Raw genomic sequence first — 23,666 nt, forward strand, 5'->3', positions numbered from 1 at the left:
CAGTTCGGCCTGCGGCGCTGTGCATCGTGTTTCACGTGAAACGTCGCTCACTGCTGCACGGCATCATCAGTCGGGGCCGCGCTGCGGCCGAACCCCGCGACCGTAAGCCGCTCGGTTCCCTCGATGAGGCATCTGTCGAGGAGACCGAGTCCCCCATGAGGGGCACGGAGTTGTCCACAGAGGTGGATTTCTCCACAGAAGACCAGACCTCACTGGTTCACGACCCCGAAGACATGCGAGGCTCTGTTCATTGCGAGCCTGAAGTCGAGGAGAGTGAATCCTTGCGGTCCGACGCCAACATCGCGGGACCGATGACCGATCCGGTCCCCGGTCCCCGTACTGAGTCGCTGGGGGAGGATGTTTCACGTGAAACACCGCCTCCCATGGACGACACTCCGATCGGTCGTGCTGCCCAACTGGCGGTGGAGGCTTTGGGCCGCGCCGGCGAAGGTCTGCCGCGACCGGAGCAGACCCGTGTGATCGTGGTCGCCAACCAGAAGGGCGGCGTCGGCAAGACGACGACGACCGTGAACCTCGCCGCCTCGCTGGCTCTGCACGGCGGCCGGGTGCTGGTGATCGACCTCGATCCGCAGGGCAACGCGTCCACCGCGCTGGGCATCGACCACCACGCGGAAGTTCCGTCCATCTACGACGTGTTGGTCGACAGCAGGCCGCTCGCCGAGGTCGTGCAGCCGGTCCCCGATGTCGAGGGCCTCTTCTGCGCCCCCGCCACCATCGATCTCGCCGGTGCGGAAATCGAGTTGGTGTCCCTGGTGGCGCGGGAGAGCCGGCTCCAGCGGGCCATCCAGGCCTATGAGCAGCCGCTGGACTACATCCTCATCGACTGCCCGCCCTCGCTCGGCCTGCTGACGGTCAACGCTCTCGTCGCGGGCCAGGAGGTCCTGATCCCGATCCAGTGCGAGTACTACGCGCTGGAGGGCCTGGGACAACTGCTGCGCAACGTCGACCTGGTACGGGGGCACCTCAACCCCGTCCTGCATGTGTCGACCATCCTGCTCACCATGTACGACGGCCGGACGCGCCTGGCGTCCCAGGTCGCCGAAGAGGTGCGCACCCACTTCGGTGACGAGGTGCTGCGGACGAGCATTCCTCGCTCGGTCCGTATCTCCGAGGCACCGAGCTATGGGCAGACGGTTCTGACCTACGATCCAGGGTCGAGCGGTGCGCTGTCCTATCTTGAGGCGGCACGAGAGATCGCGCTGAAGGGCGTCGGCGTCAGCTACGAGGCTGCGCACGCCCACATCGGCGCCCAGAGCAACCCGAACATGGTGGAGGGGATTCAGTGAGCGAGCGACGAAGGGGGCTGGGCCGAGGACTCGGCGCGCTGATCCCTGCTGCCCCGACCGAGAAGACGCCGGCCGCTACGGCCGTGGGAGGCACGGCGTCGACCTCTCCCGCGGCGGTCCCGCTGCTGGCGAGCGACCGTGGCGTGGCCGCGGCCAAGGTAGCCACGCTCCCGCCTGTTTCACGTGAAACCGAACCGGCGGTCGAGGTGGTGGAGACTCCGGCGGCTCCCATGGGAGCCCACTTCGCGGAGATCCCCCTCGACTCCATCAGGCCGAACCCGCAGCAGCCGCGCACCGTCTTCGACGAGGACGCGCTGGAGGAGCTGGTGACCTCCATCAAGGAGGTCGGCCTGCTCCAGCCGGTCGTCGTCCGGCAGGTGGGCACGGCCCAGTACGAACTCATCATGGGCGAGCGCCGCTGGCGGGCCTGTCGCAAGGCGGGTCTGGAGGCCATCCCGGCGATCGTGCGGGCCACGGAGGACGAGAAGCTCCTCCTGGACGCCCTGCTGGAGAACCTGCACCGGGCGCAGCTGAACCCGCTGGAAGAGGCCGCCGCCTACGACCAGCTGCTGAAGGACTTCAACTGCACCCACGACCAGCTGGCGGACCGCATCGGCCGGTCCCGCCCGCAGGTCTCCAACACGCTGCGGTTGCTGAAGCTCTCGCCCAAGGTCCAGAACCTGGTGGCGGCCGGTGTGCTCTCCGCCGGGCATGCCCGGGCGCTGCTCGGTGTGGAGGACTCCGAGGAGCAGGACCGGCTTGCGCACCGGATCGTCGCCGAGGGCCTCTCGGTGCGGTCCGTGGAGGAGATCGTGACCCTGATGGGGTCGCGGCCGCAGAAGCCACAGCGCGCCAAGGGCCCGCGGGCGGGCGGCCGGCTCTCCCCGGCGCTGTCCGAGCTGGCGACCCGGCTGTCGGACCGCTTCGAGACGCGGGTGAAGGTCGACCTGGGCCAGAAGAAGGGCAAGATCACTGTCGAGTTCGCCTCGGTGGAGGATCTCGAGCGGATCCTCGGCACGCTGGCCCCGGGCGAGGGCCCCGTTCTGCAGAGGAGCCTCCAGGACGGCGACGCGGAGGAATCCGAGGCCTGAGCGCCCTGCGCCTGAGCGTCCTGCCGGGAGCGGGCCGTGTCCGGTGTGTACCGGAACGCGGCCCGCTCTTTGCTTTCTGCCGGTATCGAGGGAATCGCATCGTGGATACGATGCGTTGGGGTATGGCGCATCCACCTGGCAAGCACCGTTGAGCGGAGGCGGGGAGCCGTGCGAACGATGAGCCGGACCGGACTGCTGAGCGCGGGACTGGGCCTGGGCGCCGTCGGCGGCTTCGTCGGCAGTCTGCTCAGGGAACGGAATGCTCTGACGGCCGCCCGCGGCGCGGCGGGCGAAGGAAGCGAGGATCAGCCTTCATGGGGCGTCGGCTCATACCGCTCACGCTGGACAACCTTCAGGACCTTCCCAAGCGCTGCCGTTCGTGTGTCTTCTGGGAGCTCGACCCCGTCAGCGGCGAAGCAGCGGTAAAGGCCGGGACGGCGGACCTGGAGAAGGAAGCCTGGATCTCCGCTGTCCTGCTGGACTGGGGGTCGTGCGGTCGTGTCGTCTATGTCGACGATCACCCCGTGGGCTATGTGCTCTACGCGCCGCCCGCGTACGTCCCCCGCTCGGCCGCGTTTCCCACCAGCCCCGTCTCACCGGACGCCGTCCAGCTGATCACCGGTTACATCCTGCCGGGGTACCAGGGACAGGGGCTGGGCCGGGTGATGGTCCAGACGGTGGCGAAGGATCTGCTGCGCCGTGGGTTCAAGGCCATCGAGGCGTTCGGCGACGCCCGCTGGAAGGAGCCGGCCTGTCTGCTGCCCGCCGACCATCTGCTGGCCGTCGGCTTCAAGACGGTCCGCCAGCATCCCGCGCATCCGCGGATGCGGCTTGAGCTGCGCTCCACGCTGTCGTGGAAGGAAGACGTGGAACTGGCGCTGGACCGGCTGCTGGGCGCGGTCCAGAAGGAGCCGGCGCTCCGGCCGCTGTGATCCCTCAAGGGCATGGGAAAGGGGCCGGTCCGTGTGGACCGGCCCCTCGATGTTTCACGTGAAACGTCAGCCGATGAAGTCCTCGAGGTCGCGCACGATCGCGGCCTTCGGCTTGGCGCCGACGATGGTCTTGGCGACCTCGCCGTTCTGGTAGACGTTCAGCGTCGGGATGGACATGACGCCGTACTTGGCGGCCGTACCCGGGTTCTCGTCGATGTTGAGCTTGACGACCTCGATCTTCTCGCCGTACTCGGCCGCGATCGCCTCCAGGGACGGGGCGATCTGGCGGCACGGACCGCACCAGGCGGCCCAGAAGTCCACCAGCACGGGCTTGTCGCTCTTGAGGACGTCCTGCTCGAAGGAGTCGTCGGTCACGTTCTTCAGGTCGGCCACGGCGGGCTCTCCTTATCGGTTGGTGCGTGGGGCGGAAGGGGGATCAGACAGAGGTCTTCTCGGGCTCGGCCTGCTGCTCGTTGTCCGCGAGAGCGGCGAGGAAGCGCTCGGCGTCCAGGGCGGCGGAGCAGCCGGTGCCGGCCGCGGTGATCGCCTGACGGTAGGTGTGGTCGACCACGTCACCGGCGCCGAAGACACCGGTGAGGTTCGTCCGGGTGGAGGGGGAGGCGACCTTCAGGTAACCCTCCTCGTCCAGGTCCAGCTGGCCCTTGAACAGCTCGGTGCGCGGGTCGTGGCCGATCGCGATGAACAGGCCGGTCACCGGCAGGTCGGAGAGTTCGCCGGTCTTGACGTTGCGCAGCTTCAGACCGGACAGCTTCTGGTCGCCCTGGATCTCGGCCACCTCGCTGTCCCAGACGAACTTGATCTTCGGGTCGGCGAAGGCACGCTCCTGCATCGCCTTGGAGGCACGCAGGGTGTCACGGCGGTGGACGATGGTCACGGACTTGGCGAACCGCGAGAGGAACGTGGCCTCTTCCATCGCGGTGTCGCCACCACCGATGACGGCGATGTCCTGGTCCTTGAAGAAGAAGCCATCACAGGTGGCGCACCAGGACACACCGCGGCCGGACAGCGCGTCCTCGTTCGGCAGACCCAGCTTGCGGTGCTGGGAGCCGGTGGTGACGATGACGGCCTTGGCCTTGTGGACCGTGCCCGCGGTGTCGGTGACGGTCTTGATCTCGCCGGTCAGGTCGACGGAGACGACGTCGTCCGGGATCAGCTCGGCGCCGAAGCGCTCGGCCTGGGCGCGCATGTTGTCCATGAGCTCGGGGCCCATGATGCCGTCGCGGAAGCCCGGGAAGTTCTCCACCTCGGTGGTGTTCATCAGCGCACCGCCCGCGGTGACGGCGCCCTCAAACACCAGGGGCTTCAGCGACGCGCGCGCGGTGTACAGCGCCGCCGTGTAGCCGGCGGGCCCGGAGCCGATGATGATCACGTTACGGACGTCGCTCACGGCTTGATTCCTCGTCTCTGGACTGCGTCGTTCGGCCGGTGGAGCCCGTTGCGGAACTCTCACCCCACCCAACGGATCCTAAGGGGCGTGCATTCCCGCCGTACCCGGGCACACGGCCGCGCAGTCTCAGGGACGCGTGTACGAGTTCTTCAGCAGCACCTTGGCCGTGCCGGACGAGGGCTGTGCGACGCAGGTGGCGTCCATGACGTAGGCGTCGACCCGGCGGGCGTCGGTGGCGTCGGGCAGGAGGACGAGGACGGCGTCCTTGCCCTGGAAGGTGCCGTTCTCGGTGGCCAGGGCCGCGTCGTCGCGGCCGAGGCCCTGCCGGACGCAGGGCGGGACGGTGGGCTGGGAGCGGAACACCCGGGGCCGGTCGGTGCCGGTCTGGGAGTCCACGCCGAAGCTGTGCGGCGTCCGGGAGCCCTCGCCGGACTTCTGCTGCTGGGCGAGCAGCCGGTCGACCTGCTGGGGCAGCTTGGCCTCGGAGAAGGTGTCCGCGGCGGTGGACGGGTGCTGCGCCGTCGTGCCGGAGGTGCCGCCGGTCAGCGAGGAGACCAGGAGAGCACCGAGGCCGACGGCCGCGGCCGCACAGGCGGCACTGATGATCCCGACCGTACGGCGGCTGCGGCGCGGGCGCTGCTTGCGGCCGGGGCCGGTGGCGGCACCGCGGGCATGCCCGGCGGGGCGGTTCGGGGCGGGCGCCGTTTCACGTGAAACATGTGCGTCTTCGTCGCGCGGTGAGCTGTCCGAGGGGCTGCTTGCGGAGACCACCGGCTCGGGTGCGTGCTCGTCAGGGGCAGGGGCAGGGGCAGGGGCAGGGGCAGGGGCAGGGGCAGGGGCAGGGGCAGGGGCAGGGGCAGAGTCTGCGTCGGGGGCGCTCGTGGCGCTCAGCAGGGCCTCGGCCGCGAGGGCGGCGTCGATGCGTCCCGCGACATCGGCCGGCATCCGCGGCGGGCCAGGCAGCGTGCCGAGCAGTCCGCGGATCTCCTCCAGCGACGCGTAGACGTCCGCGCACAGCTCGCAGGACTCCAGATGCCGCCGTACGTCCGCGGTGCGGGGCGGAGGGAGCAGCCCCTCGGCGAGGTCGGAGATCTCGGCGACATCCGGGTGCCCGGCCCTGTCCGTCGTGGATGTCACGCTCGCCCACCTCCGCCCTTCACCGCAGCTGAGTCGTTCGGTCCTGTCGCAGCGGAACCCGGGTCGTCGGGTTCCGCTGCCGTTGGGACGGATGTCCCCTGCACCCGGTTCCGTCCCGTGCCCGGTTTTCCGCTGTCGGCGGTACTTTCCGGCCGCAGATGGGTGAGCAGCGGAACCAGTCTGGCCCTGCCCCGGGCGCACCGGCTCTTCACCGTGCCCGTAGGGACGTCGAGGATGCGGGCGGCTTCGGCGACGGGGTACCCCTGCATGTCCACCAGCACCAGGGCGGCCCGCTGGTCGGCCGGCAGGGTGCCGAGCGCCTCCAGGAGCTGACGGTGGAGGTCGTTGCGCTCGGCGGGCGCCGCGGCCGACTCGTGCGGCTCCAGCAGCTGCTCCAGGCGCTCGGTGTCGTCGACCGGCGAGGTCTTGCGGGAGGCGGCCTTGCGGGCGCGGTCGAGGCAGGCGTTCACCGTGATCCGGTGCAGCCAGGTGGTGACGGCGGACTGACCGCGGAAGGTGTGGGCGGCCCGGTAGGCGGACACGAGGGCGTCCTGCACCGCGTCGGCGGCCTCTTCGCGGTCCCCGAGCGTGCGCAGCGCCACCGCCCACAGCCGGTCACGGTGCCGCCGCACGAGCTCGCCGAAGGCGTCGGGGTCTCCGTCCACATGGCGGGCGAGCAGATCCTGATCGCTCACGCCGTCGTATCCGCTGCCCTCCGCCATCCGACCCCCTCCCGTGTGCTGTCAGCTGGTCACTTTGATGTCCGCCACACGGCCACGGTAGGTGCCCTCCTCGGTGAGCGGCAGCTTGGTGAGCCAGACCAGGAGGTAGCGGGACTTGACGGTGGAGGACGGCCTCAGGTCCACGGTGGTTCCGGAACCCTCGGCGACCTTCGAGTAGGCCGCGAAGGACGTGGGCTGCGACCCGGCGTCGGCGGAGGCGGCCCGCAGCTCCACCGAGGTGGTGCCCATGAAGGTGACGGTCACCTTGCCGACGTCCTGCACCTTGCCGAGATCGAGGATGACTCCGAGACCCGGCTTGAGGTTGCCGAAGGTGGCGCCCTTGTAGAAGTCCGTCTGCCAGTACGTCTCCGTACTGCCGTCGTAGGTCTTGGCCACGTCGGCCGGCTTCTCCGAGCCGTCTCCGAACGGGTCGAAGTCGTGGGCGTCGGCGATGCGGATCGGCAGGTTGGCCGGCTTCTTCTGGTCCTTGCCGTTGCCGTCCGTGGTCTGTGTCTGGTCGGTCTGGTCCGACGTGCCGCCGCGGTCCATGAGGGCGTCCGCGAGCTGCCAGCTGCCGAGGCCCAGGGCGGCGATCAGCAGGGCGGACACCGCCCACTTCAGCGCCTTGCCGGTGCGGCTCTGCAGCGGGGGCGGCGGGGTGGGCACCGGCTGGGTGGCACCGGGGTGCGCCGAGGGGCGGCCGTAGCTGCCCTGCTGGTACGTCGTGCGCTGGTACTCGGGCGGCGCGGTGAACGCCGGCTCCGGCGGGCGGATCCGGGGCATCTCCCCGATCGCCTTGACCAGTTCCTCGGGCGTGGTGCAGGGCGCCTCGTGGCGGGAGGCGGTGGCGCCGTCGTTGGCGAGGGCCCGCATGGCGAGCTCGGACAGACCGCGATGCACGCCGGCGCGGACCTGGTCCGGCGGGATCAGGCCGAGGTCCTTGGGCAGCCCGGACAGGCCGTAGGCATCGTTCTCGTACGGCCAGCGCTGGGTGAGCGCCGCGTACAGCAGGGCGCCGATCGCCTCGGTGTCGGTGCGCTGAGGGGTGTCGGAGCTGATGCCGCGCAGCGCGGCGTTGACGGCCAGACCGCGGATGCGCCACTGGCCGGTGGAGGTGCGCAGGACGGCGTTGGGGTTCAGGCGCAGATGGGCGAGGCCTTCGCGGTGGGCGGCGGCCATGGCGGCGGCGATCTGGCTGACCATCTGGTAGGCGTCGTGCGGCTCCAGCGGGCCGGCGGACAGCAGCGTGGTCAGTTCGGTGGCGTCGGGAAGCCATTCGTGGACGACGTAGACGAGGTCGTTCTCCTCGACGGCGTCCAGTACCTGCACGAAGCGGGGGTCGCCCAGCAGGGCGGACGAACGGGCCGCGGCCAGCACGGACCGGGCCCGGGCGTGGTCGGCCGGCAGGACATGGATGCCGACGGCGCGGCGCAGTTTCTCGTCGACCGCACGCCAGCTGCTGAATCCGTCCAGACGGGTGACGCATTCCTCGAGCCGGTAGCGTCTGGCCAGCTTGTGACCGCTGTGCAGCTCGGGCGGTGAGGCCTTCCCGGGACGTTCCGCCGTCCCGCCACTCCCCTGTGCCTCGTCGATGTCCGTGTCCCGCTCCCGGTTCTGGGCCACCCCGTCGGCCGTGGACTGGTCCGCCTGTGCGGTCAGCGACTCGTCGCCGCTGTTGTCTGCCACGTCGACGGCAGCCGTACTCCGTTCCGCCACCGTCGTTCCTGCCTCCCCATCCTGTGCGCGCCGTACGACGACGAGCGCGCCGTCCGACGCCGAAACCAATTGTGCCCACAGTCCGCCGCTATGCACGACACACGGGGGCGGCCGTTGGTTGTGCGCCTACCCCCTCTCAGCGGCCCAGTCGTCCGCGCACCATACCGACGAGCGAGTTCAGTTCCTCGATGCGCATCCGGCGGGCGGCGACGTAGAAGACGCCGAGCAGGACCGCACCGCCGGCCAGCAGGGCGGCGAAGGAACCCGCCACGCCCTGGCCGAGCGTGTGGCCGATGCCGTAGCAGGCGGCGCCGCTGAGCGCGGCGGCCGGGACGGAGGCGATGCACAGCCGCGCGTAGGTGCGCAGCACGCGCGCGCCGTCCAGGTCGCCGCCGAGGCGCTTGCGCAGCCGTGCCCAGGCGACACCGACGCCGATGGCGTAGGCCAGGCCGTAGGCGGCGGACATGCCGACCACCGCCCAGCGGGCCGGCAGCAGGAAGTAGCACAGCGCCGAGGCGCCGGCGTTGACCGCGGCCACGATGACGGTGTTGTAGAAGGGGGTGCGGGTGTCCTCGTAGGCGTAGAAAGCGCGCAGGACGACGTACTGCACCGAATACGGGATCAGGCCGAGGCCGAAGGCCATCAGCATGTAGCCCATGTTGGTGGCCTCGCTGGTGCCCGAGGAGCCGAAGATCAGCGTGCACATCGGGATGCCGAGGGCGAGGAAGCCGAAGGCGATGGGCACGATCGCGACGGCCGTGGTGCGCAGGCCCTGCGAGATGTCGTCCCGGACGGCGCCGGTGTCGTCCTCGGCAGCCGAGCGGGAGATGCGCGGCAGCAGCGCGGCCATCAGCGACACGGTGATGATGGCCTGCGGCAGACCCCAGATCAGCTGGGCGTTGGCGTAGGCCGAGAAGCCGGTGCCGTCGACGGGCGAGGCCTTGCCGGCCGAGGTGGACAGCTGGGATACGACCAGGGCGCCGGCCTGGTTGGCGAGGACGAACAGGAAGGTCCACTTGGCGAGGGTGACGGCCTTGCCCAGGCCGTGGCCGCGCCAGTCGAAGCGCGGCCGCAGCCGGAAGCCGGTCTCGCGCAGGTACGGGATCATCGCCAGGGCCTGCACGACCAGGCCGAGCAGGACACCGATGCCGAGCAGGCGCTGGCCTTCCGGCGGGATGCTGGTGACCTTCATGCCGGAGTCCGCGGCGGTGCCGTAGACCCAGATGAACATGCCCAGCGTCACGATGATGACGATGTTGTTCAGGACCGGCGTCCACATCATCGCGCCGAACTTGCCGCGCGCGTTGAGGATCTGGCCCATCACGACGTGGATGCCCATGAAGAAGATCGAGGGCAGGAAGTACTGCACGAAGGTGACGCCGACGGAGTTCGCCGCGGGGTCGCTGGCCACCGAGTCGGACAGCACCCGGATCAGCAGCGGCGCCGCGAAGATCGCTGCCACCGTCAGCAGGCCCAGCGCCACCATGACGAGCGTGAGGAGCCGGTTGGCGTAGGCCTCGCCGCCGTCCTCGTCCTCCTTCATCGCGCGCACCAGCTGCGGCACGAACACGGAGTTCAGTCCGCCGCCGACGGTCAGGATGTAGATCATCGTCGGCAGCTGGTAGGCGACCTGGAAGGTGTCGCCGAGCAGGCCGACGCCGAGGGCGGAGACGATCAGCGCGGAGCGGATGAAGCCGGTGAGGCGGGACACCAGCGTGCCCGCCGCCATCACGGCGCTCGACTTCAGCAGTCCGGCGGCCCGGCCGCCCTTCGTCGCAGCGGGCACGGCGGCTTCGGCCGCGGGGGGCTCCACGTCGGTCACCACGTCGGCGGCGGCGTCGCCGGCGACCGGCTGCGCGGCGGGAGTCTGCCCCAGGTACAGCGTCTGCTCGGCGCTGCGCGCCGGCGGTGCCTGGTGCGGGGCCGTGGGCTCCTGACCGGTTCCGGGCGCGGGTGCCGGGCCGGGGACGGACGGCTGCTGCTGCTCGTAGGAGGGGTGGCCGACGCTCTGCTGCTGGTCGCGGAAGAGGTGGGCGAAGGCGTCCGGCTCGTGGCGCTCCTCACCGGCCTGGCTGACCAGGTCGTCCACGCCCACGTACTGGGTGGTGCGCGGGTCGTCGCCGTAGGGCAGGTACTGGGTGGGGCCGTCCGGCTCCGGCGCCGGTGTCTGCGCCCACACCCGCGGGTCCGGGGCGTACGGCGACTGCGGCGGCTGCGCGTACAGCTGCTGCGGCGGCGGGAAGGTGCCCGGCGGGGGCGGCGGGTGCGCGGCACGGTCGTAGAGCGCCTCGGCGACCGGGTCCTGGGCGGAGAGGTCCTGCCCGCGGTAGGGGTCCTGGTCGTAGGCGTCCTGGAGGTACATGTCCGCGGGGTGCTGCGGCGGTGCCTGGCCGTCCTCGGGCGGTGGGCCCTCGGGGTGGCCCGAGCCGCCCACGGCCTGACCGCGGTCACCGTCGTACGGCGCGTTCATGGTTACCCCACCTCATCGTCCCGGGCCCACCGGCCACGACATCCTCAACGGTCCACTCTCTCACCCGTCCCGGACGGGTCCGGGTTTTCCGCTGCGGTGTCCGGTGTCGGGTCACTCGGCTGCGTACCGTCTGCCCCCGCATGGGTGGCCGACTCTTGCGTGAGACGGTCCTGGGGGGCCTCCGGGTTCTCCCGCGCGGCGCCGTTCTCACCCGGCTCGTCACCCGGGCCGGGGCCGTCCGCCGCGCCGGAGCCCTGGGCGGCCCGAGCCGCGGCCCGCTTGCGCTGGGTGTACATCCGGAAGCCGGCCAGCACGAGCAGCAGCACGCCACCGCCGATGACCAGCATCACGGTCGCGGTGATCTCGGTGACCTTCACGTCGAAGGACACGGGGGCACCGTACTTGCGGCCGTCCTCCGTGAACAGCTGGGCGATCACCGTGGTCTGGCCGTTGACGTTCGCCGACGTGGTGAACTTCACCGTCTGGCTGTGTCCGCCCGAGACCGTGATCGGTTGTTCGTCGAAGGCGCCGCCGCCGATCTTGAGGCGGGTGGGGTTGGTCGAGGTGAGCCGCAGGACCAGGTGCTCGGCGCCCTGCAGCAGGTTGTTCTGCACGCTGACGGGGATGGTGGCGCTGCGCCCGGAGAGCTTGGTGTCGGACTTGTCGATCAGCTTGACCTGGTGGGCGAGCGTGTCGAGGTAGTGCTCCACGCTCTGGCGGAAGGCGCGCGCCTCCTTGCCGCGGCCGCGCCACGACGTGGCCATCTCACGGTTCATGGCCCGCCCGAAGGGGGTCACGACCCGGGACGGGTCGGTGAGGATCACCTGGAAGTTGTCGAGCTTGTCCTGTGTGGCCGCGATCTGCGCGAAGGCCGAGCGGGGCAGCTCCTGCCGGCGCAGCGAGGAGGGGTACGCGGACGCCGACGGGATGGTCGTGGTGGCGTCCGGGTCGGGCTTGGCCTTGGCGGCCGCCGCCAGCGGCTGCGGCTGCGACCAGGTGCTGCCCTGGAGCGCGGCCACGGCCTCGGCCATCGCCTGCGCCTGGCTCGCCGTCGGCATGCGCTGCGGGGCGACGACGATGCTGCGCTCCTTGTCGGACTGCTGGTTCAGCGCCAGGCTCTGCGCGAGGAATCGCTGCACCGCGAGCGTGGAGGCGGAGGCCGTCGTCAGATCGCCCTGGAACACCGTGGACAGCCGGGCGTCGGCCACGACCGCCGTGGTGCCGCCGCCGATCGGGCGGGCCGCGGACGGCGTGTAGGGCAGCCCGCCCGTCTCCCGCCAGCTGTCGCTGCGCGCGATGACCTTGTCGGCGCCGGCCGAGGTGGCGACCTTCACGATCGACGGGTCGACGGCCCCGGCCACGGGCCAGGCGAAGTCGGTGGTCGGCGTGACGTGCAGCACGGTCTGCACCGTGGTGGCCGCGACGTCGGTGGCCGCCTTCAGCTGGCTCAGGGAGCCGGTCACGCTGGTGCCGTTGTGGGCGAGGGACGCCAGGTCGGGGTCGCCGAAGGGCAGGGCGACGACCTCCTTGCCCGCCACCGCCTGCTGCAGCTCGGCGAGGAACTGCTTGGCGACGGCCTGGTTGCGGCCCGGGACGGTGGTGTCCCCGTCACGGACCCGGTAGCTGCCCGCCATGGCGTCCACGGACGCCAGGAGGTCGGGGTCGATCACCCACGCCACGTCGAGGCCCTTGCCCAGCGACACCATCTGTTCCAGACGGCCGCCCGGGGCGATCTCCTTGGCCAGGTCGTCGTTGACGAAGACCGGCGTTTGCTGCTCGCCGGGGCTGGTCTCCGCCGTCATCCGCACCGACGACATCAACGGCCACAGGACGGTCGTCCGGGTCTTGGGGTCCGCGTCGTCGGGCTGCCAGGGCAGGAAGGTCCGCTGGATGCCGAGCACCTGGTCCCACTGCTGCGCGGCGGTCTGACCGGACAGGGAGACCCCGAGCTGGTAGACGCCGTCGTCCCCGAGGTCCAGCTTGTCCACCGGGACGGAGATGCTGAAGTGCTCGGCGACGCCGGGCGTGAGCTTGGGGAACTTCGCGACGTAGCTGCCGCCGAGCTCCGAGCCGTCCGCGCCCGGCGTGTAGGCGTTCCGCTCGGCGGATGCCTCGATGTCGGAGCGGGTGGACAGCTTCGGCCCCACCCGGAGGCCCACGTGGGCGTCGGTGACCGCCTGCCGGCCGTTGTTCGTCACGGTGCCGGAGACGGTCAGGGTGTCGCCCTCGGAGGGGACGCTCGGAGTGAGGGAGTCGACCGCCACGGACACCGTGCGCGAGCCGGAGGCCTTCTGCGGTGCCGTCTGGACGGACGCGGGTGCGGCCTGGGCGGACGCGGGCAGCTGCAGCACCCCCGCGAGCAGGGGCACTCCCGTGAGCAGGGCGGCGGTGCGCCGCAACCAGCGGCGGGCAGGTGAGGGACTCGTCCCCTGGATGTCTGCCGCGTCGGCCACGCGCTCGCCCGTCCCTCGTCGTCGTCAGTGGTCGTCGGAATGTGCGTCCACGCATGGTAACGATGCGCGCTGAGTGGAAGTGCCGCGGTCTGCGTCACAAGATCGCGAGGCGGCGCACGGGCGGTACGGATCCCGACATGGATCCCTATAAGCATGGATCCCCATAAAGAGGAGTGCCGCCCAAAGGCGAAAGATGGTGCCGAGGGGAGGGAAGCGGCGCCCACCGGGCCGGTGGGGCGTTCGGGGAAGTGGAGCGCGGCCCTGCGCGGTCCGCGGGTGCACGTACCCTTTTCTGTTGTGCCGAACGCCAACGAAGACACTCCCACTGCCCTGAGCCAGGCGCAGCAGCGCGCGGTGAGCGAACTGCTGCGGGTGGCCCCCGTCGCCGACGACCTCGCCCGCCGTTTCCAGCAGGCCGGGTTCTCCCTCGCCCTGGTCGGCGGCTCGGTGCGGGACGCGCTGCTCGGCCGGCTCGGCAACGATCTGGACTTCACGACCGACGCCCGGCCCGAGGACGTCCTGAAGATCGTGCGGCCCTGGGCCGACGCCGTCTGGGACGTCGGGATCGCGTTCGGCACGGTCGGCGCCCAGAAGGCCGCCCGGGTCGGCGACACCGACTGGATCTTCCAGGTCGAGATCACCACCTACCGCTCCGAGGCCTACGACCGCACCTCCCGCAAGCCGGAGGTGTCCTACGGCGACTCCATCGAGGAGGATCTGGTCCGCCGTGACTTCACGGTGAACGCGATGGCCGTCGCGCTGCCGGAGAAGGAGTTCATCGACCCGCACGGCGGGCTGGAGGATCTGGCCGCGCGGGTGCTGCGCACCCCGGGCACGCCGGAGGCGTCGTTCTCCGACGATCCGCTGCGCATGATGCGGGCCGCGCGGTTCGCCGCCCAGCTCGACTTCGAGGTCGCCCCCGAGGTCGTCACGGCGATGACGGAGATGGCGGGCCGGATCGACATCGTCTCGGCGGAGCGGGTGCAGGGCGAGCTGAACAAGCTGATCCTCTCCGACCACCCGCGCAAGGGCCTGACCCTGCTCGTCGACACCGGGATCGCCGAGCGGGTCCTGCCCGAGCTGCCGGCGCTGCGGCTGGAGAGCGACGAGCACCACCGGCACAAGGACGTCTACGAGCACACGCTGATCGTGCTGGAGCAGGCGATCGCCCTGGAGGAGGACGGGCCCGACCTGACGCTCCGGCTGGCGGCCCTGCTGCACGACATCGGCAAGCCGAGGACGCGCCGCTTCGAGAAGGACGGCCGGGTCTCCTTCCACCACCACGAGGTGGTCGGCGCGAAGATGACCAAGAAGCGGCTCACCGCGCTGAAGTACTCCAACGAGCTGGTGAAGGACGTCTCCCGGCTGGTCGAGCTGCACCTGCGCTTCCACGGCTACGGCACGGGCGAGTGGACGGACTCCGCGGTCCGCCGTTACGTCCGTGACGCGGGCCCGCTGCTGAGCCGCCTCCACAAGCTGACGCGTTCCGACTGCACCACCCGCAACAAGCGCAAGGCGGCCGCCCTGTCCCGCGCCTACGACGGCCTGGAGGAGCGCATCGCCCAGCTGCAGGAGCAGGAGGAGCTGGACGCGATCCGCCCGGACCTCGACGGCAACCAGATCATGGAGATCCTGGGCGTCGGCCCCGGCCCGGTGGTCGGCCAGGCCTACAAGCACATGCTGGAAATGCGCCTGGAGCATGGCCCGATGGAACACGACCAGGCGGTGTCCACCCTGAAGGAGTGGTGGGCCGAACAGACCTGAGCCTATGCAGCAGGGCCATGTTTCACGTGAAACATGGCCCTGCGCACCCGAGTCCGGGCAGTACGAAGGGGCGGTGTTTCACGTGAAACACCGCCCCTTCGCGTATCTGCTGTCTTACTTCTTGACCTCGGACATGCAGAGCACGACATCGTGGCCACCGCCGGACTGCCAGTAGGCGATCGGGGCGGAGGGGTCGGTGCACTTGCTGGTGTCGCTGGAGAAGTTGTGCTTCTGGACGACCTTGTACTGGGCGTCCGCGGAGGAGCAGTCGACCTCTTCGAGGTCGGGGTCGCTGTTGGTGCCCTTGTTGTGCATGCAGGAGCCGACCGACGTGGTCTCCGCGTCGTCCCGGCTGGTGAACCAGCCGAGGCCGGCGAACGCGCCGAACTTCACCAGGGCGATCAGGATGGCCACGAGCACACCGCCGATGATGCGCAGGGCCTTCTTGCCGCCCTTCTTCGCCGGGGGGAGCGGAGCCGGCGGCGGGACCGGGGCGCCGGGGCCGGCCGGGCCGGCCTGCTGCGGGAACGGGGCGTAGGGGGCGCCCTGCGGCGGGACGCCGGGCTGACCGGGCTGCTGGCCCACGGGCGGAGGAGGCGTCTGGGCGTACGGGTTCTGGCCGTGGGGCGGCGGAGTGGTCACTTTGGGGGTCCCCCTAGAACGTGGGTGCGCAGAGCGCGAGATAAGACCCAGGTAAATTACTGGGTCCCCAGCCGCACTTTGCTCTCCCGAGCCCACTCTGTGGCTTTGATGTGACACTTACCGGCGATCAAAACGGGTCATAGCCAGGGCAACCGCCCCATAGACCAGGGCCACGGTGACCACCAGCAGGACGGAGCGGCCGTCCGGCGGCAGCATCAGCGCGGCCACCCCGGCGGCGCCCACGAACGCCATGTTGAACAGCACGTCGTAGAGGGAGAAGATCCGTCCGCGGAAGGCGTCGTCGACCGTGGACTGCACCACGGTGTCCGTGGCGATCTTCGCCGCCTGGGTGACGAGTCCCAGGACGAACGCGGCGACCAGCACCGGCCCTTGGGCGAACGTCAGCCCCAGCACCGGCACCAGCACCGCCGCGCAGGCCGCGCACACCACGATCCAGCGCAGCGGCCCGAGCAACCCCACGGCCGACGGCGTCACGACGGCCGCCGCGAAGAAGCCGGCACCGGAGACGCCGACCGCCAGCCCCAGCAGCGCCAGCCCCCGGTCGGAGTCGGACGTCCACGCGTACCGGCACAGCATCAGCACCGTGACGGTCAGGGCGCCGTAGCAGAACCGCATCAGCGTCACGGCGGCCAGCGCACGGGCCGCTGCCCGCCGCTCGGGCGCCGCGAGATGGCGCGCCCCCGCGACCAGCCCTCGTGCGGTGCCCCGCACCGCCCTCGCCAGCCGCGGTCGCACCAGGGCGCGTTCGGGGCCGAGCAGCGCCACCGACAGGCGCAGCGAGGCGAGCGCGGCACACAGATACAGGGCGGCGCCCAGCAGGACCACCGCGGCGTCGGAGTCGGCACCGGCCAGGCGGACCACGAAGGCCAGGCCGCCGCCCGCGGTCGCCGCGAGCGTGCCCGCGGTCGGGGACAGGGAGTTGGCCATCACCAGCCGCTCGGCGTCGACCACGCGCGGCAGGGCGGCGGACAGGCCCGCGAGCACGAACCGGTTGACGGCGGTGACACACAGGGCGGAGACGTAGAACAGCCAGTCCGGGACGTGAGCGACCATCAGCAGCGCCGTCACCGCGGCCATCAGGGCGCGCAGCAGGTTGCCGTACACGAAGACCTGACGGCGGCGCCAGCGGTCCAGCAGGACGCCGGCGAAGGGACCCACCAGGGAGTACGGCAGCAGCAGGATCGCCATCGCGGAGGCGATCGCGGCGGGCGAGGTCTGCTTCTCCGGGGAGAAGACGACATAGGTGGCGAGGCCGACCTGGTAGACCCCGTCCGCTCCCTGGGAGAGCAGCCGGACCGCGAGCAGCCGCCGGAAGTTCCCGAAGCGGAGCAGAACGCGAAGATCACGGACGACGGCCATGCGGCACAGCCTCACACACGGAAGGGTCCCTGGGGCACAGTGCCCCAGGGACCCTTCCGGCCCTGGCAGGAGCTATCGGCGCCTGGGTCAGCGCTCGACCTCGCCGCGGATGAACTTCTCCACGTTCTCACGGGCCTCGTCGTCGAAGTACTGCACCGGCGGGGACTTCATGAAGTACGAGGACGCCGACAGGATCGGGCCGCCGATGCCGCGGTCCTTGGCGATCTTCGCGGCGCGCAGGGCGTCGATGATGACACCGGCGGAGTTCGGGGAGTCCCAGACCTCGAGCTTGTACTCCAGGTTCAGCGGGACGTCACCGAAGGCGCGGCCCTCGAGGCGGACGTAGGCCCACTTGCGGTCGTCGAGCCAGGCGACGTAGTCGGACGGGCCGATGTGGACGTTCTTCTCGCCGAGGTCCCGGTCGGGGATCTGGGAGGTGACGGCCTGCGTCTTGGAGATCTTCTTGGACTCCAGGCGCTCGCGCTCGAGCATGTTCTTGAAGTCCATGTTGCCGCCGACGTTCAGCTGCATGGTGCGGTCCAGGATGACACCGCGGTCCTCGAACAGCTTCGCCATGACGCGGTGCGTGATGGTGGCGCCGACCTGGGACTTGATGTCGTCACCGACGATCGGCACACCGGCCTCGGTGAACTTGTCCGCCCACTCCTTGGTGCCGGCGATGAAGACCGGGAGGGCGTTGACGAAGGCCACCTTGGCGTCGATGGCGCACTGGGCGTAGAACTTCGCCGCGTCCTCGGAGCCGACGGGCAGGTAGCAGACCAGGACGTCGACCTGCTTATCCTTGAGGACCTGGACGACGTCGACGGGCTCCTCGGCGGACTCCTCGATGGTGGCCCGGTAGTACTTGCCGAGGCCGTCGAGGGTGTGGCCGCGCTGGACCGTCACACCGGTGGTGGGCACGTCGCAGATCTTGATGGTGTTGTTCTCGGACGCGCCGATGGCGTCCGCGAGGTCGAGGCCGACCTTCTTGGCGTCTACGTCGAAGGCGGCGACGAACTCGACGTCCTTGACGTGGTAGTCGCCGAACTGGACGTGCATCAGGCCCGGCACCTTGGCCGCCGGGTCGGCGTCCTTGTAGTACTCGACTCCCTGCACCAGCGAGGCGGCGCAGTTGCCCACGCCGACGATGGCTACGCGAACCGAACCCATTCCGGTTGCTCCCTGTGTGTACGAGTGAGGCCCTGGTGGGCGCTCACGTGGCGGTGTCGTCGGGCGTATCCGTCCGCGGGGTGTCCCCGGGACGGGGCAGGCCGCCCGACGCTCCAGATGTGGTGTCCTGCTGAGCGGTCCCCCCGGCGGAGCGGATGTCCCGTCCGGCCCGCTCGCTCTCGATGAGCTCGTTCAGCCAGCGCACTTCGCGCTCCACGGACTCCATCCCGTGGCGCTGGAGCTCGAGGGTGTAGTCGTCGAGGCGTTCCCGGGTGCGCGCCAGCGAGGCGCGCATCTTCTCCAGCCGCTCCTCCAGCCGGCTGCGGCGTCCTTCGAGGACGCGCATGCGGACGTCGCGCGAGGTCTGCCCGAAGAAGGCGAAACGAGCGGCGAAGGTCTCGTCCTCGTACGCGTCGGGGCCCGTCTGCGACAGGAGCTCCTCGAAGTGCTCCTTACCTTCCGCGGTGAGCCGGTAGACGATTTTGGCGCGGCGCCCCGCGAGCGGAGCGGCCACGGCGTCCTCGGCGCCGCTCCCGGCCTCCTCGATCAACCAGCCGTTGGCGACCAGCGTCTTGAGGCAGGGGTAGAGCGTCCCGTAACTGAACGCACGGAACACACCCAATGACGTATTGAGTCGTTTGCGCAGCTCATAGCCGTGCATCGGAGATTCGCGGAGCAGGCCGAGTACGGCGAACTCGAGGATCCCGGAACGCCGGCTCATCGTCGCCTCCTCTCTGCCGCGACCCGCGGAGCGGGTGCCGTGACGGTCTTTATGTCGAGCTGATGTATCGACTCGATACATCACGACGATAGAACGGCCCTGCGAGTGCGACAAGAGGAGCGATGGTGAACGGGATCACATCACTGATTCGTCACAACTGAGTTGCCTGATTTGGGGGGAACTTCAGCACTCGACGCGTTTTGACGGTGCGTAGTCTGTGCGCCATGCAGACCACCGGGAACCGAGTGACGCCTGGGGGCGTCGTCGTCCCTGGTGCAGTACGGGTGAATGCGGAACCGACCACATCCGTACTTCGGGGGGACCGGAAACCAGCCGCCGTTTCCAGGCGCGCACGGGTGCGCCTGCCCTAGGAGTAATCGTTCGATGAGCGAGCACCGTCGCAAACCGCCACAGCCGCAGGGAGGCGGACGTGCCGCGGGCCGACGCGGTCAGTCCGGTTCGTCCTCCGGCCGCCGTGCGGCACCGCGAGGCGCCACCGGGTCTCCGTCCGACGCGTACGGGGCGGATCCCTACGGGGCGGGAGGTGAGGAGCGGCCCTACGGCGGCCGCGCCGAGGCCCGCAGAGCGGCACAGAGGGGTGGTGGCCGCCGCAGAGCGGCCGATCCGGCCCGGGGCGGGCGCCGGGCGGCGCCCGCCGGCCGGGGGCGCGCGGTCGACCCCGGCCGCAAGCGGATCATCGACTACCCGCGCGCGGGCCGGTACGGCTGGCACCGCTGGGTGCCGTCCTGGAAGCTGGTCACCGGCATGTTCATCGGTTTCCTCGGCAGCCTGGTGGCCGTGGCGGGCATCGGGTACGCCATGGTGAGCGTGCCCAACGTGGCCGACACCGCCACCGCGCAGAACAACGTCTACTACTGGGCCGACGGCTCCCAGATGGTCGCCACCGGCGGTGAGACCAACCGGCAGATCATCAACCTCGCGCAGATCCCCAAGGCGATGCAGTTCGCGGTGATCTCGCAGGAGAACAAGACGTTCTACACCGACAGCGGCATCGACCCCAAGGGCATCGCCCGCGCCGTGCTGAACATGGCCCGGGGCGGGGAGACGCAGGGTGGCTCGACGATCACCCAGCAGTACGTCAAGAACGCGATGCTCAACGACCAGTCGCAGACGATCTCCCGGAAGTTCAAGGAGATCTTCGTCGCGATCAAGGTGGGCGCCACCGTCGACAAGGACGACATCATGGCCGGCTACCTGAACTCCGCGTACTACGGGCGCAACGCCTACGGCATCCAGGCGGCCGCACGGGCCTACTTCAACAAGGACGCCGTGGACCTGAACCCCGGCGAGTGCGCGTTCCTGGCCGCGATGCTCAAGGGCGCCACCTACTACGACCCGGCCGGGGCGACCTCGATCGACCCGGCGGCAACAGCCGAGGCCAACGCCGTGCGTGCCGAGCGCCAGATGCAGGACACGCTGAACAAGATGGTCGAGTACGGCCATCTGGACGCTCAGGAGCGGAACAGGTACCGGACCCTCCCCAAGGTCCAGAACCCTCGCTCGAACACCCGGCTCAGCGGCCAGATCGGGTACCTCGTCGACCTCGCGAACAGCTACCTGGTGACGCACCAGAACGAGACCCATGTGACCCAGCAGAAGCTGCGCGAGGGCGGCCTGTCGATCTACACCACCTTCGACAAGAAGAAGATCCAGGCGCTCGAGGCCTCGGTCACCGCGGTGCAGAAGGCCAACATCAAGCCGAAGCTGCGCCCGCAGTACGACACCCACGTCCAGTTCGGCGGGGCGTCCGTGGATCCGACCACCGGAGCCATCAAGGCGATCTACGGGGGTGAGGACGCCACCAAGCACTTCACCAACAACGCCGACGCCACCGGCGCCCAGGTCGGTTCGACGTTCAAGCCGTTCGTGCTCGCGGCCGCCATGAAGTGGGGCGTGCGCGATGCCAAGCTCGGTCCGGACCAGGCGCAGGACGAGCGCACCATCGTCTCGCCCAAGAGCCTGTACAGCGGCAAGAACAAGCTGAAGATCAAGGACTACCAGGGCAACGTCTGGACGAACGAGAAGGGCGAGGAGTGGCTGCAGACCAATGACGGCGACCAGTCGTACGGCAACCCGCCCAAGTACATGATCGACCTGCGCGAGGCCATGCGGGAGTCCGTGAACTCTGCCTTCGTCCAGCTGGGCATGGACGTCGGACTGGACAAGGTCAAGGAGGCGGCCGTCGACGCGGGCCTGCTGGAGAGCAGCCTCGCGGGCACCAACTATCCGTCCTTCTCGATCGGTATCTCCGACCCCAGCGCCATCCGTATGGCCGGCGCCTACGCCACCTTCGCGGCCAGCGGCAAGCAGCGCGACCCGTACTCCGTCGACAAGGTCGTGAGCAAGGACGGCGTCACCTACGAGCACAAGACCGTGACCAAGCAGGCCTTCACCGCGAAGGTCGCCGACAACGTCACCGATGTGCTGAAGACCGTGGTGGACAAGGGCACGGGTACGGCCGCCAAGCTCCCGGGCCGGCAGGTGGCCGGTAAGACGGGTACCACCGACGGCAACAAGTCCGCCTGGTTCGTGGGCTACACCCCGCAGCTGTCCACGGCGATCACCATGTTCCGCTACGACGACGACGCGTCGAACAAGAACCGCACCTTCCTGAAGATGTTCGGCACCGGTGGACAGAAGAAGATCCACGGTGCCTCGTTCCCGGCGCAGATCTGGCACGACTACATGGCGGAGGCGCTGAAGGGCACGCCGGCCGAGCCGTTCCCGACGCCGGAGCCGATCGGTGAGGTCGTCAACGAGCAGCCCTCGCCGACGCCCACTCCTTCGGCGACCGAATCGGAGGAGGAGAGCCCCTCGCCGACGCCCTCGCCGAGCCAGTCGCAGACCAGCCCGTCGCCGACACCCAGCGGTAAGTGCAAGCCCTGGGACTGGACCTGCGACCAGTCCGGAGGCACCACCACGGGTGGCACCGACACCGGCGGCACGAACGGCGGCGTGAGCTCCTCGCCGTCCCCGACCGACACCAGTGGCAACACCCGGGGCAACCAGAACGGTGGCGGAGGACTCTTCGGAGGCCCGGCCGGATAGCCGCCGCACACCCGAAGCGGGCGTTTCACGTGAAACATCCAGACGTTTCACGTGAAACACGGGCCGCCGCACCGACTCAGGTGGGGCGGCCCTCGGCGTTTTCCCAGCCTTGTACGGCAGGATGTGCCCCATGCCCAGTGCAGAATCGACGCCGCCGAGCGTGCACGAGCCGGATCCGGTGCGGCCGACGAAGGACGACGAGGTCGCCGTGGCCGGCAGCGAGCTGATCGGCGGCCCGCTCGGACGGCGTGCCCTGATCGGGGCCTCCTGGTGGACGCCCGTCCGGATCGTCGCCCTCGTGGCGATCGGCATGTTCGCCCTCGGGCTGGTGCAGAAGGCGCCCTGCTACAACGGCGCCTGGTTCTTCGGTGCCAGCTCGCAGTACACGCACGCCTGCTACTCGGACATCCCGCACCTGTACCAGGGGCGTGGCTTCGCCGAGGGACTCGTGCCGTACTTCGACAAGCTGCCCGGCGACATGGACTACCTCGAGTACCCGGTGCTGACCGGCGTCTTCATGGAGGTGGCGGCCTGGCTGACGCCCGGCAGCGGCAACATCCAGCACCAGGAGCAGTGGTACTGGATGGTCAACGCCGGAATGCTGATGGTCTGCGCGGCGGTCATCGCCGTCTGCGTCTCCCGCACGCACGCCCGCCGGCCGTGGGACGGACTGCTCATCGCCCTCGCTCCCGCCTACCTGCTCACCGCCACCATCAACTGGGACCTGCTCGCGGTCGCCCTGACCGCCGCCGCGATGCTGATGTGGTCGCGGGGCCGCGCGCCGGCCTTCGGTGTTCTGCTGGGGCTCGCCACCGCCGCCAAGCTGTACCCGGTCTTCCTGCTCGGCCCGCTGCTGGTGCTGTGCTGGCGCGCGGGCAAGTGGCGGGAGTTCGGGCAGGCCGTCGGCGGCGCGGCCGTGTCCTGGCTCGTGGTGAACCTGCCGGTGATGCTCTTCGCCTTCGAGGGCTGGTCGAAGTTCTACCGGTTCAGCCAGGAGCGGGGCGTCGACTTCGGATCGTTCTGGCTGATCATGGCCCAGAACTCCAGTCACCCGCTGAGCACGGACACCGTCAACACCCTCGCCACGGCGCTCATGCTGTTGTGCTGCGTGGGCATCGCCGTGCTCACCTTCACGGCCCCCCGCCGCCCCCGGTTCGCCCAGCTGGCATTCCTGATCGTCGCCGCGTTCATCGTGACCAACAAGGTCTACTCGCCGCAGTACGTCCTGTGGCTGGTGCCGCTGGCGGTGCTGGCCCGGCCCAAGTGGCGGGACTTCCTGATCTGGCAGGCGTGCGAGGTGGCGTACTTCCTCGGCATCTGGATGTACCTCGCGTACACCACCAGCGGAGATGCCCACAAGGGGCTGCCCACCGACGGCTACCACTGGGCGATCGCCGTGCACCTGCTGGGGACGCTGTACCTGTGCGCCGTGGTGGTGCGCGACATCCTGATGCCGGAGCGGGACGTGGTGCGCCGGGCCGGCGACGACGACCCGTCCGGCGGCGTCCTCGACGGAGCGGAGGACGTGTTCGTCCTCGGGGCCGCTGCTCATCCCCCGCGGCACGCCGCCCACTTCGACACTCCGCCGGTGGAGTGGGGCAACGGACGTGACCCGGCCGGGGGTTCGCTCTGAGCGAACGGCCCTCGTGTGCCGTACGACAAAGGCCGTACACGGGTCCTTCCG

17 protein-coding genes are annotated in these 23,666 nt (G+C 70.0%); 6 read left to right on the forward strand and 11 right to left on the reverse strand.

Translation table 11 applies throughout. The features are described from left to right. The first annotated feature begins 233 nt into the window (after positions 1-233). From ACF1AL_RS32695 to ACF1AL_RS32705, 3 genes are all read left to right on the forward strand, one after another. Complete coding sequence (locus ACF1AL_RS32695; RefSeq protein ID WP_366835430.1) at positions 234-1,307, forward strand: AAA family ATPase; 1,074 nt, start codon at positions 234-236, stop codon at positions 1,305-1,307. Continuing rightward, on the forward strand, positions 1,304-2,398 hold the full coding sequence (locus tag ACF1AL_RS32700) for a ParB/RepB/Spo0J family partition protein (protein ID WP_391778154.1): 1,095 nt from the start codon (positions 1,304-1,306) through the stop codon (positions 2,396-2,398). The genes ACF1AL_RS32695 and ACF1AL_RS32700 overlap by 4 nt, the downstream gene beginning before the upstream one ends. A 314-nt stretch (positions 2,399-2,712) precedes the next feature. Then, a complete protein-coding gene (locus ACF1AL_RS32705) occupies positions 2,713-3,330 on the forward strand; it encodes a GNAT family N-acetyltransferase (RefSeq protein WP_391658754.1) in 618 nt (205 codons plus the stop codon). A gap of 66 nt (positions 3,331-3,396) precedes the next feature. On the opposite strand, the gene trxA is transcribed toward ACF1AL_RS32705, so the two are convergent. The 7 genes from trxA to ACF1AL_RS32740 all read right to left on the reverse strand — a co-directional run bounded on the left by trxA (position 3,397) and on the right by ACF1AL_RS32740 (position 13,236). Continuing rightward, positions 3,397-3,723: a thioredoxin gene (trxA, locus tag ACF1AL_RS32710; protein ID WP_384201308.1), complete on the reverse strand. Its 327-nt coding sequence runs from the start codon at positions 3,721-3,723 to the stop codon at positions 3,397-3,399. Between the two features lie 43 nt (positions 3,724-3,766). After that, entirely contained in the window at positions 3,767-4,738 is a 972-nt protein-coding gene (trxB, locus tag ACF1AL_RS32715) for a thioredoxin-disulfide reductase (RefSeq protein ID WP_384201305.1), read from the reverse strand. 126 nt (positions 4,739-4,864) lie between these two features. Then, entirely contained in the window at positions 4,865-5,875 is a 1,011-nt protein-coding gene (locus tag ACF1AL_RS32720) for an anti-sigma factor family protein (RefSeq protein ID WP_391828398.1), read from the reverse strand. After that, on the reverse strand, positions 5,872-6,597 hold the full coding sequence (gene sigM / locus ACF1AL_RS32725; protein WP_391828400.1) for an RNA polymerase sigma factor SigM: 726 nt from the start codon (positions 6,595-6,597) through the stop codon (positions 5,872-5,874). The genes ACF1AL_RS32720 and sigM overlap by 4 nt, the downstream gene beginning before the upstream one ends. Before the next feature lie 21 nt (positions 6,598-6,618). After that, positions 6,619-8,313, reverse strand: coding sequence for a protein kinase family protein (locus ACF1AL_RS32730; protein ID WP_391828402.1), 1,695 nt, complete (start codon positions 8,311-8,313; stop codon positions 6,619-6,621). A gap of 136 nt (positions 8,314-8,449) precedes the next feature. Further along, positions 8,450-10,783, reverse strand: a complete 2,334-nt coding sequence (murJ, locus tag ACF1AL_RS32735) for a murein biosynthesis integral membrane protein MurJ (protein WP_391828405.1) — start codon at positions 10,781-10,783, stop codon at positions 8,450-8,452. A gap of 44 nt (positions 10,784-10,827) precedes the next feature. Further along, positions 10,828-13,236, reverse strand: a complete 2,409-nt coding sequence (locus ACF1AL_RS32740; RefSeq protein ID WP_391828407.1) for a DUF6049 family protein — start codon at positions 13,234-13,236, stop codon at positions 10,828-10,830. Positions 13,237-13,533: 297 nt separating this feature from the next. Between ACF1AL_RS32740 and ACF1AL_RS32745 the strand changes: the two genes are divergently transcribed. Next, on the forward strand, positions 13,534-15,000 hold the full coding sequence (locus ACF1AL_RS32745; protein WP_391828409.1) for a CCA tRNA nucleotidyltransferase: 1,467 nt from the start codon (positions 13,534-13,536) through the stop codon (positions 14,998-15,000). Positions 15,001-15,114: 114 nt separating this feature from the next. On the opposite strand, the gene ACF1AL_RS32750 is transcribed toward ACF1AL_RS32745, so the two are convergent. From ACF1AL_RS32750 to ACF1AL_RS32765, 4 genes are all read right to left on the reverse strand, one after another. Next, a complete protein-coding gene (locus ACF1AL_RS32750) occupies positions 15,115-15,642 on the reverse strand; it encodes a hypothetical protein (RefSeq protein ID WP_366835182.1) in 528 nt (175 codons plus the stop codon). A gap of 117 nt (positions 15,643-15,759) precedes the next feature. After that, positions 15,760-17,022, reverse strand: coding sequence for an MFS transporter (locus ACF1AL_RS32755; protein WP_391828411.1), 1,263 nt, complete (start codon positions 17,020-17,022; stop codon positions 15,760-15,762). An 87-nt stretch (positions 17,023-17,109) separates the two neighbouring features. Continuing rightward, complete coding sequence (locus ACF1AL_RS32760) at positions 17,110-18,192, reverse strand: inositol-3-phosphate synthase (RefSeq protein WP_391702237.1); 1,083 nt, start codon at positions 18,190-18,192, stop codon at positions 17,110-17,112. A gap of 43 nt (positions 18,193-18,235) precedes the next feature. Continuing rightward, entirely contained in the window at positions 18,236-18,913 is a 678-nt protein-coding gene (locus ACF1AL_RS32765; protein WP_366835179.1) for a PadR family transcriptional regulator, read from the reverse strand. Positions 18,914-19,297: 384 nt separating this feature from the next. Here ACF1AL_RS32765 and ACF1AL_RS32770 point away from each other — a divergent pair, with 384 nt between their 5' ends. Both ACF1AL_RS32770 and ACF1AL_RS32775 read left to right on the forward strand, forming a co-directional pair. Then, positions 19,298-21,982 carry a transglycosylase domain-containing protein gene (locus ACF1AL_RS32770; protein ID WP_391702240.1) on the forward strand — a complete coding sequence of 895 codons (2,685 nt, stop codon included), beginning with the start codon at positions 19,298-19,300 and terminating at the stop codon, positions 21,980-21,982. 130 nt (positions 21,983-22,112) lie between these two features. Continuing rightward, positions 22,113-23,615, forward strand: coding sequence for a glycosyltransferase family 87 protein (locus ACF1AL_RS32775; protein WP_391828413.1), 1,503 nt, complete (start codon positions 22,113-22,115; stop codon positions 23,613-23,615). Positions 23,616-23,666 lie beyond the last annotated feature (51 nt).

It is taken from the genome of Streptomyces sp. NPDC014801 (genome assembly GCF_043082085.1).
GTDB lineage: Bacteria > Actinomycetota > Actinomycetes > Streptomycetales > Streptomycetaceae > Streptomyces.

What these genes read in the sequence shown, in the direction of transcription:
- ACF1AL_RS32695 (WP_366835430.1), top strand. Translation starts at nt 234, where the DNA reads ATGCGAGGCTCTGTTCATTGCGAGCCTGAAGTCGAGGAGAGTGAATCC.
- ACF1AL_RS32705 (WP_391658754.1), top strand. Translation starts at nt 2,713, where the DNA reads ATGGGGCGTCGGCTCATACCGCTCACGCTGGACAACCTTCAGGACCTT.
- sigM (WP_391828400.1), bottom strand. Translation starts at nt 6,597, where the DNA reads ATGGCGGAGGGCAGCGGATACGACGGCGTGAGCGATCAGGATCTGCTC.
- murJ (WP_391828405.1), bottom strand. Translation starts at nt 10,783, where the DNA reads ATGAACGCGCCGTACGACGGTGACCGCGGTCAGGCCGTGGGCGGCTCG.
- ACF1AL_RS32755 (WP_391828411.1), bottom strand. Translation starts at nt 17,022, where the DNA reads ATGGCCGTCGTCCGTGATCTTCGCGTTCTGCTCCGCTTCGGGAACTTC.
- ACF1AL_RS32760 (WP_391702237.1), bottom strand. Translation starts at nt 18,192, where the DNA reads ATGGGTTCGGTTCGCGTAGCCATCGTCGGCGTGGGCAACTGCGCCGCC.
- ACF1AL_RS32765 (WP_366835179.1), bottom strand. Translation starts at nt 18,913, where the DNA reads ATGAGCCGGCGTTCCGGGATCCTCGAGTTCGCCGTACTCGGCCTGCTC.
- ACF1AL_RS32770 (WP_391702240.1), top strand. Translation starts at nt 19,298, where the DNA reads ATGAGCGAGCACCGTCGCAAACCGCCACAGCCGCAGGGAGGCGGACGT.
- ACF1AL_RS32775 (WP_391828413.1), top strand. Translation starts at nt 22,113, where the DNA reads ATGCCCAGTGCAGAATCGACGCCGCCGAGCGTGCACGAGCCGGATCCG.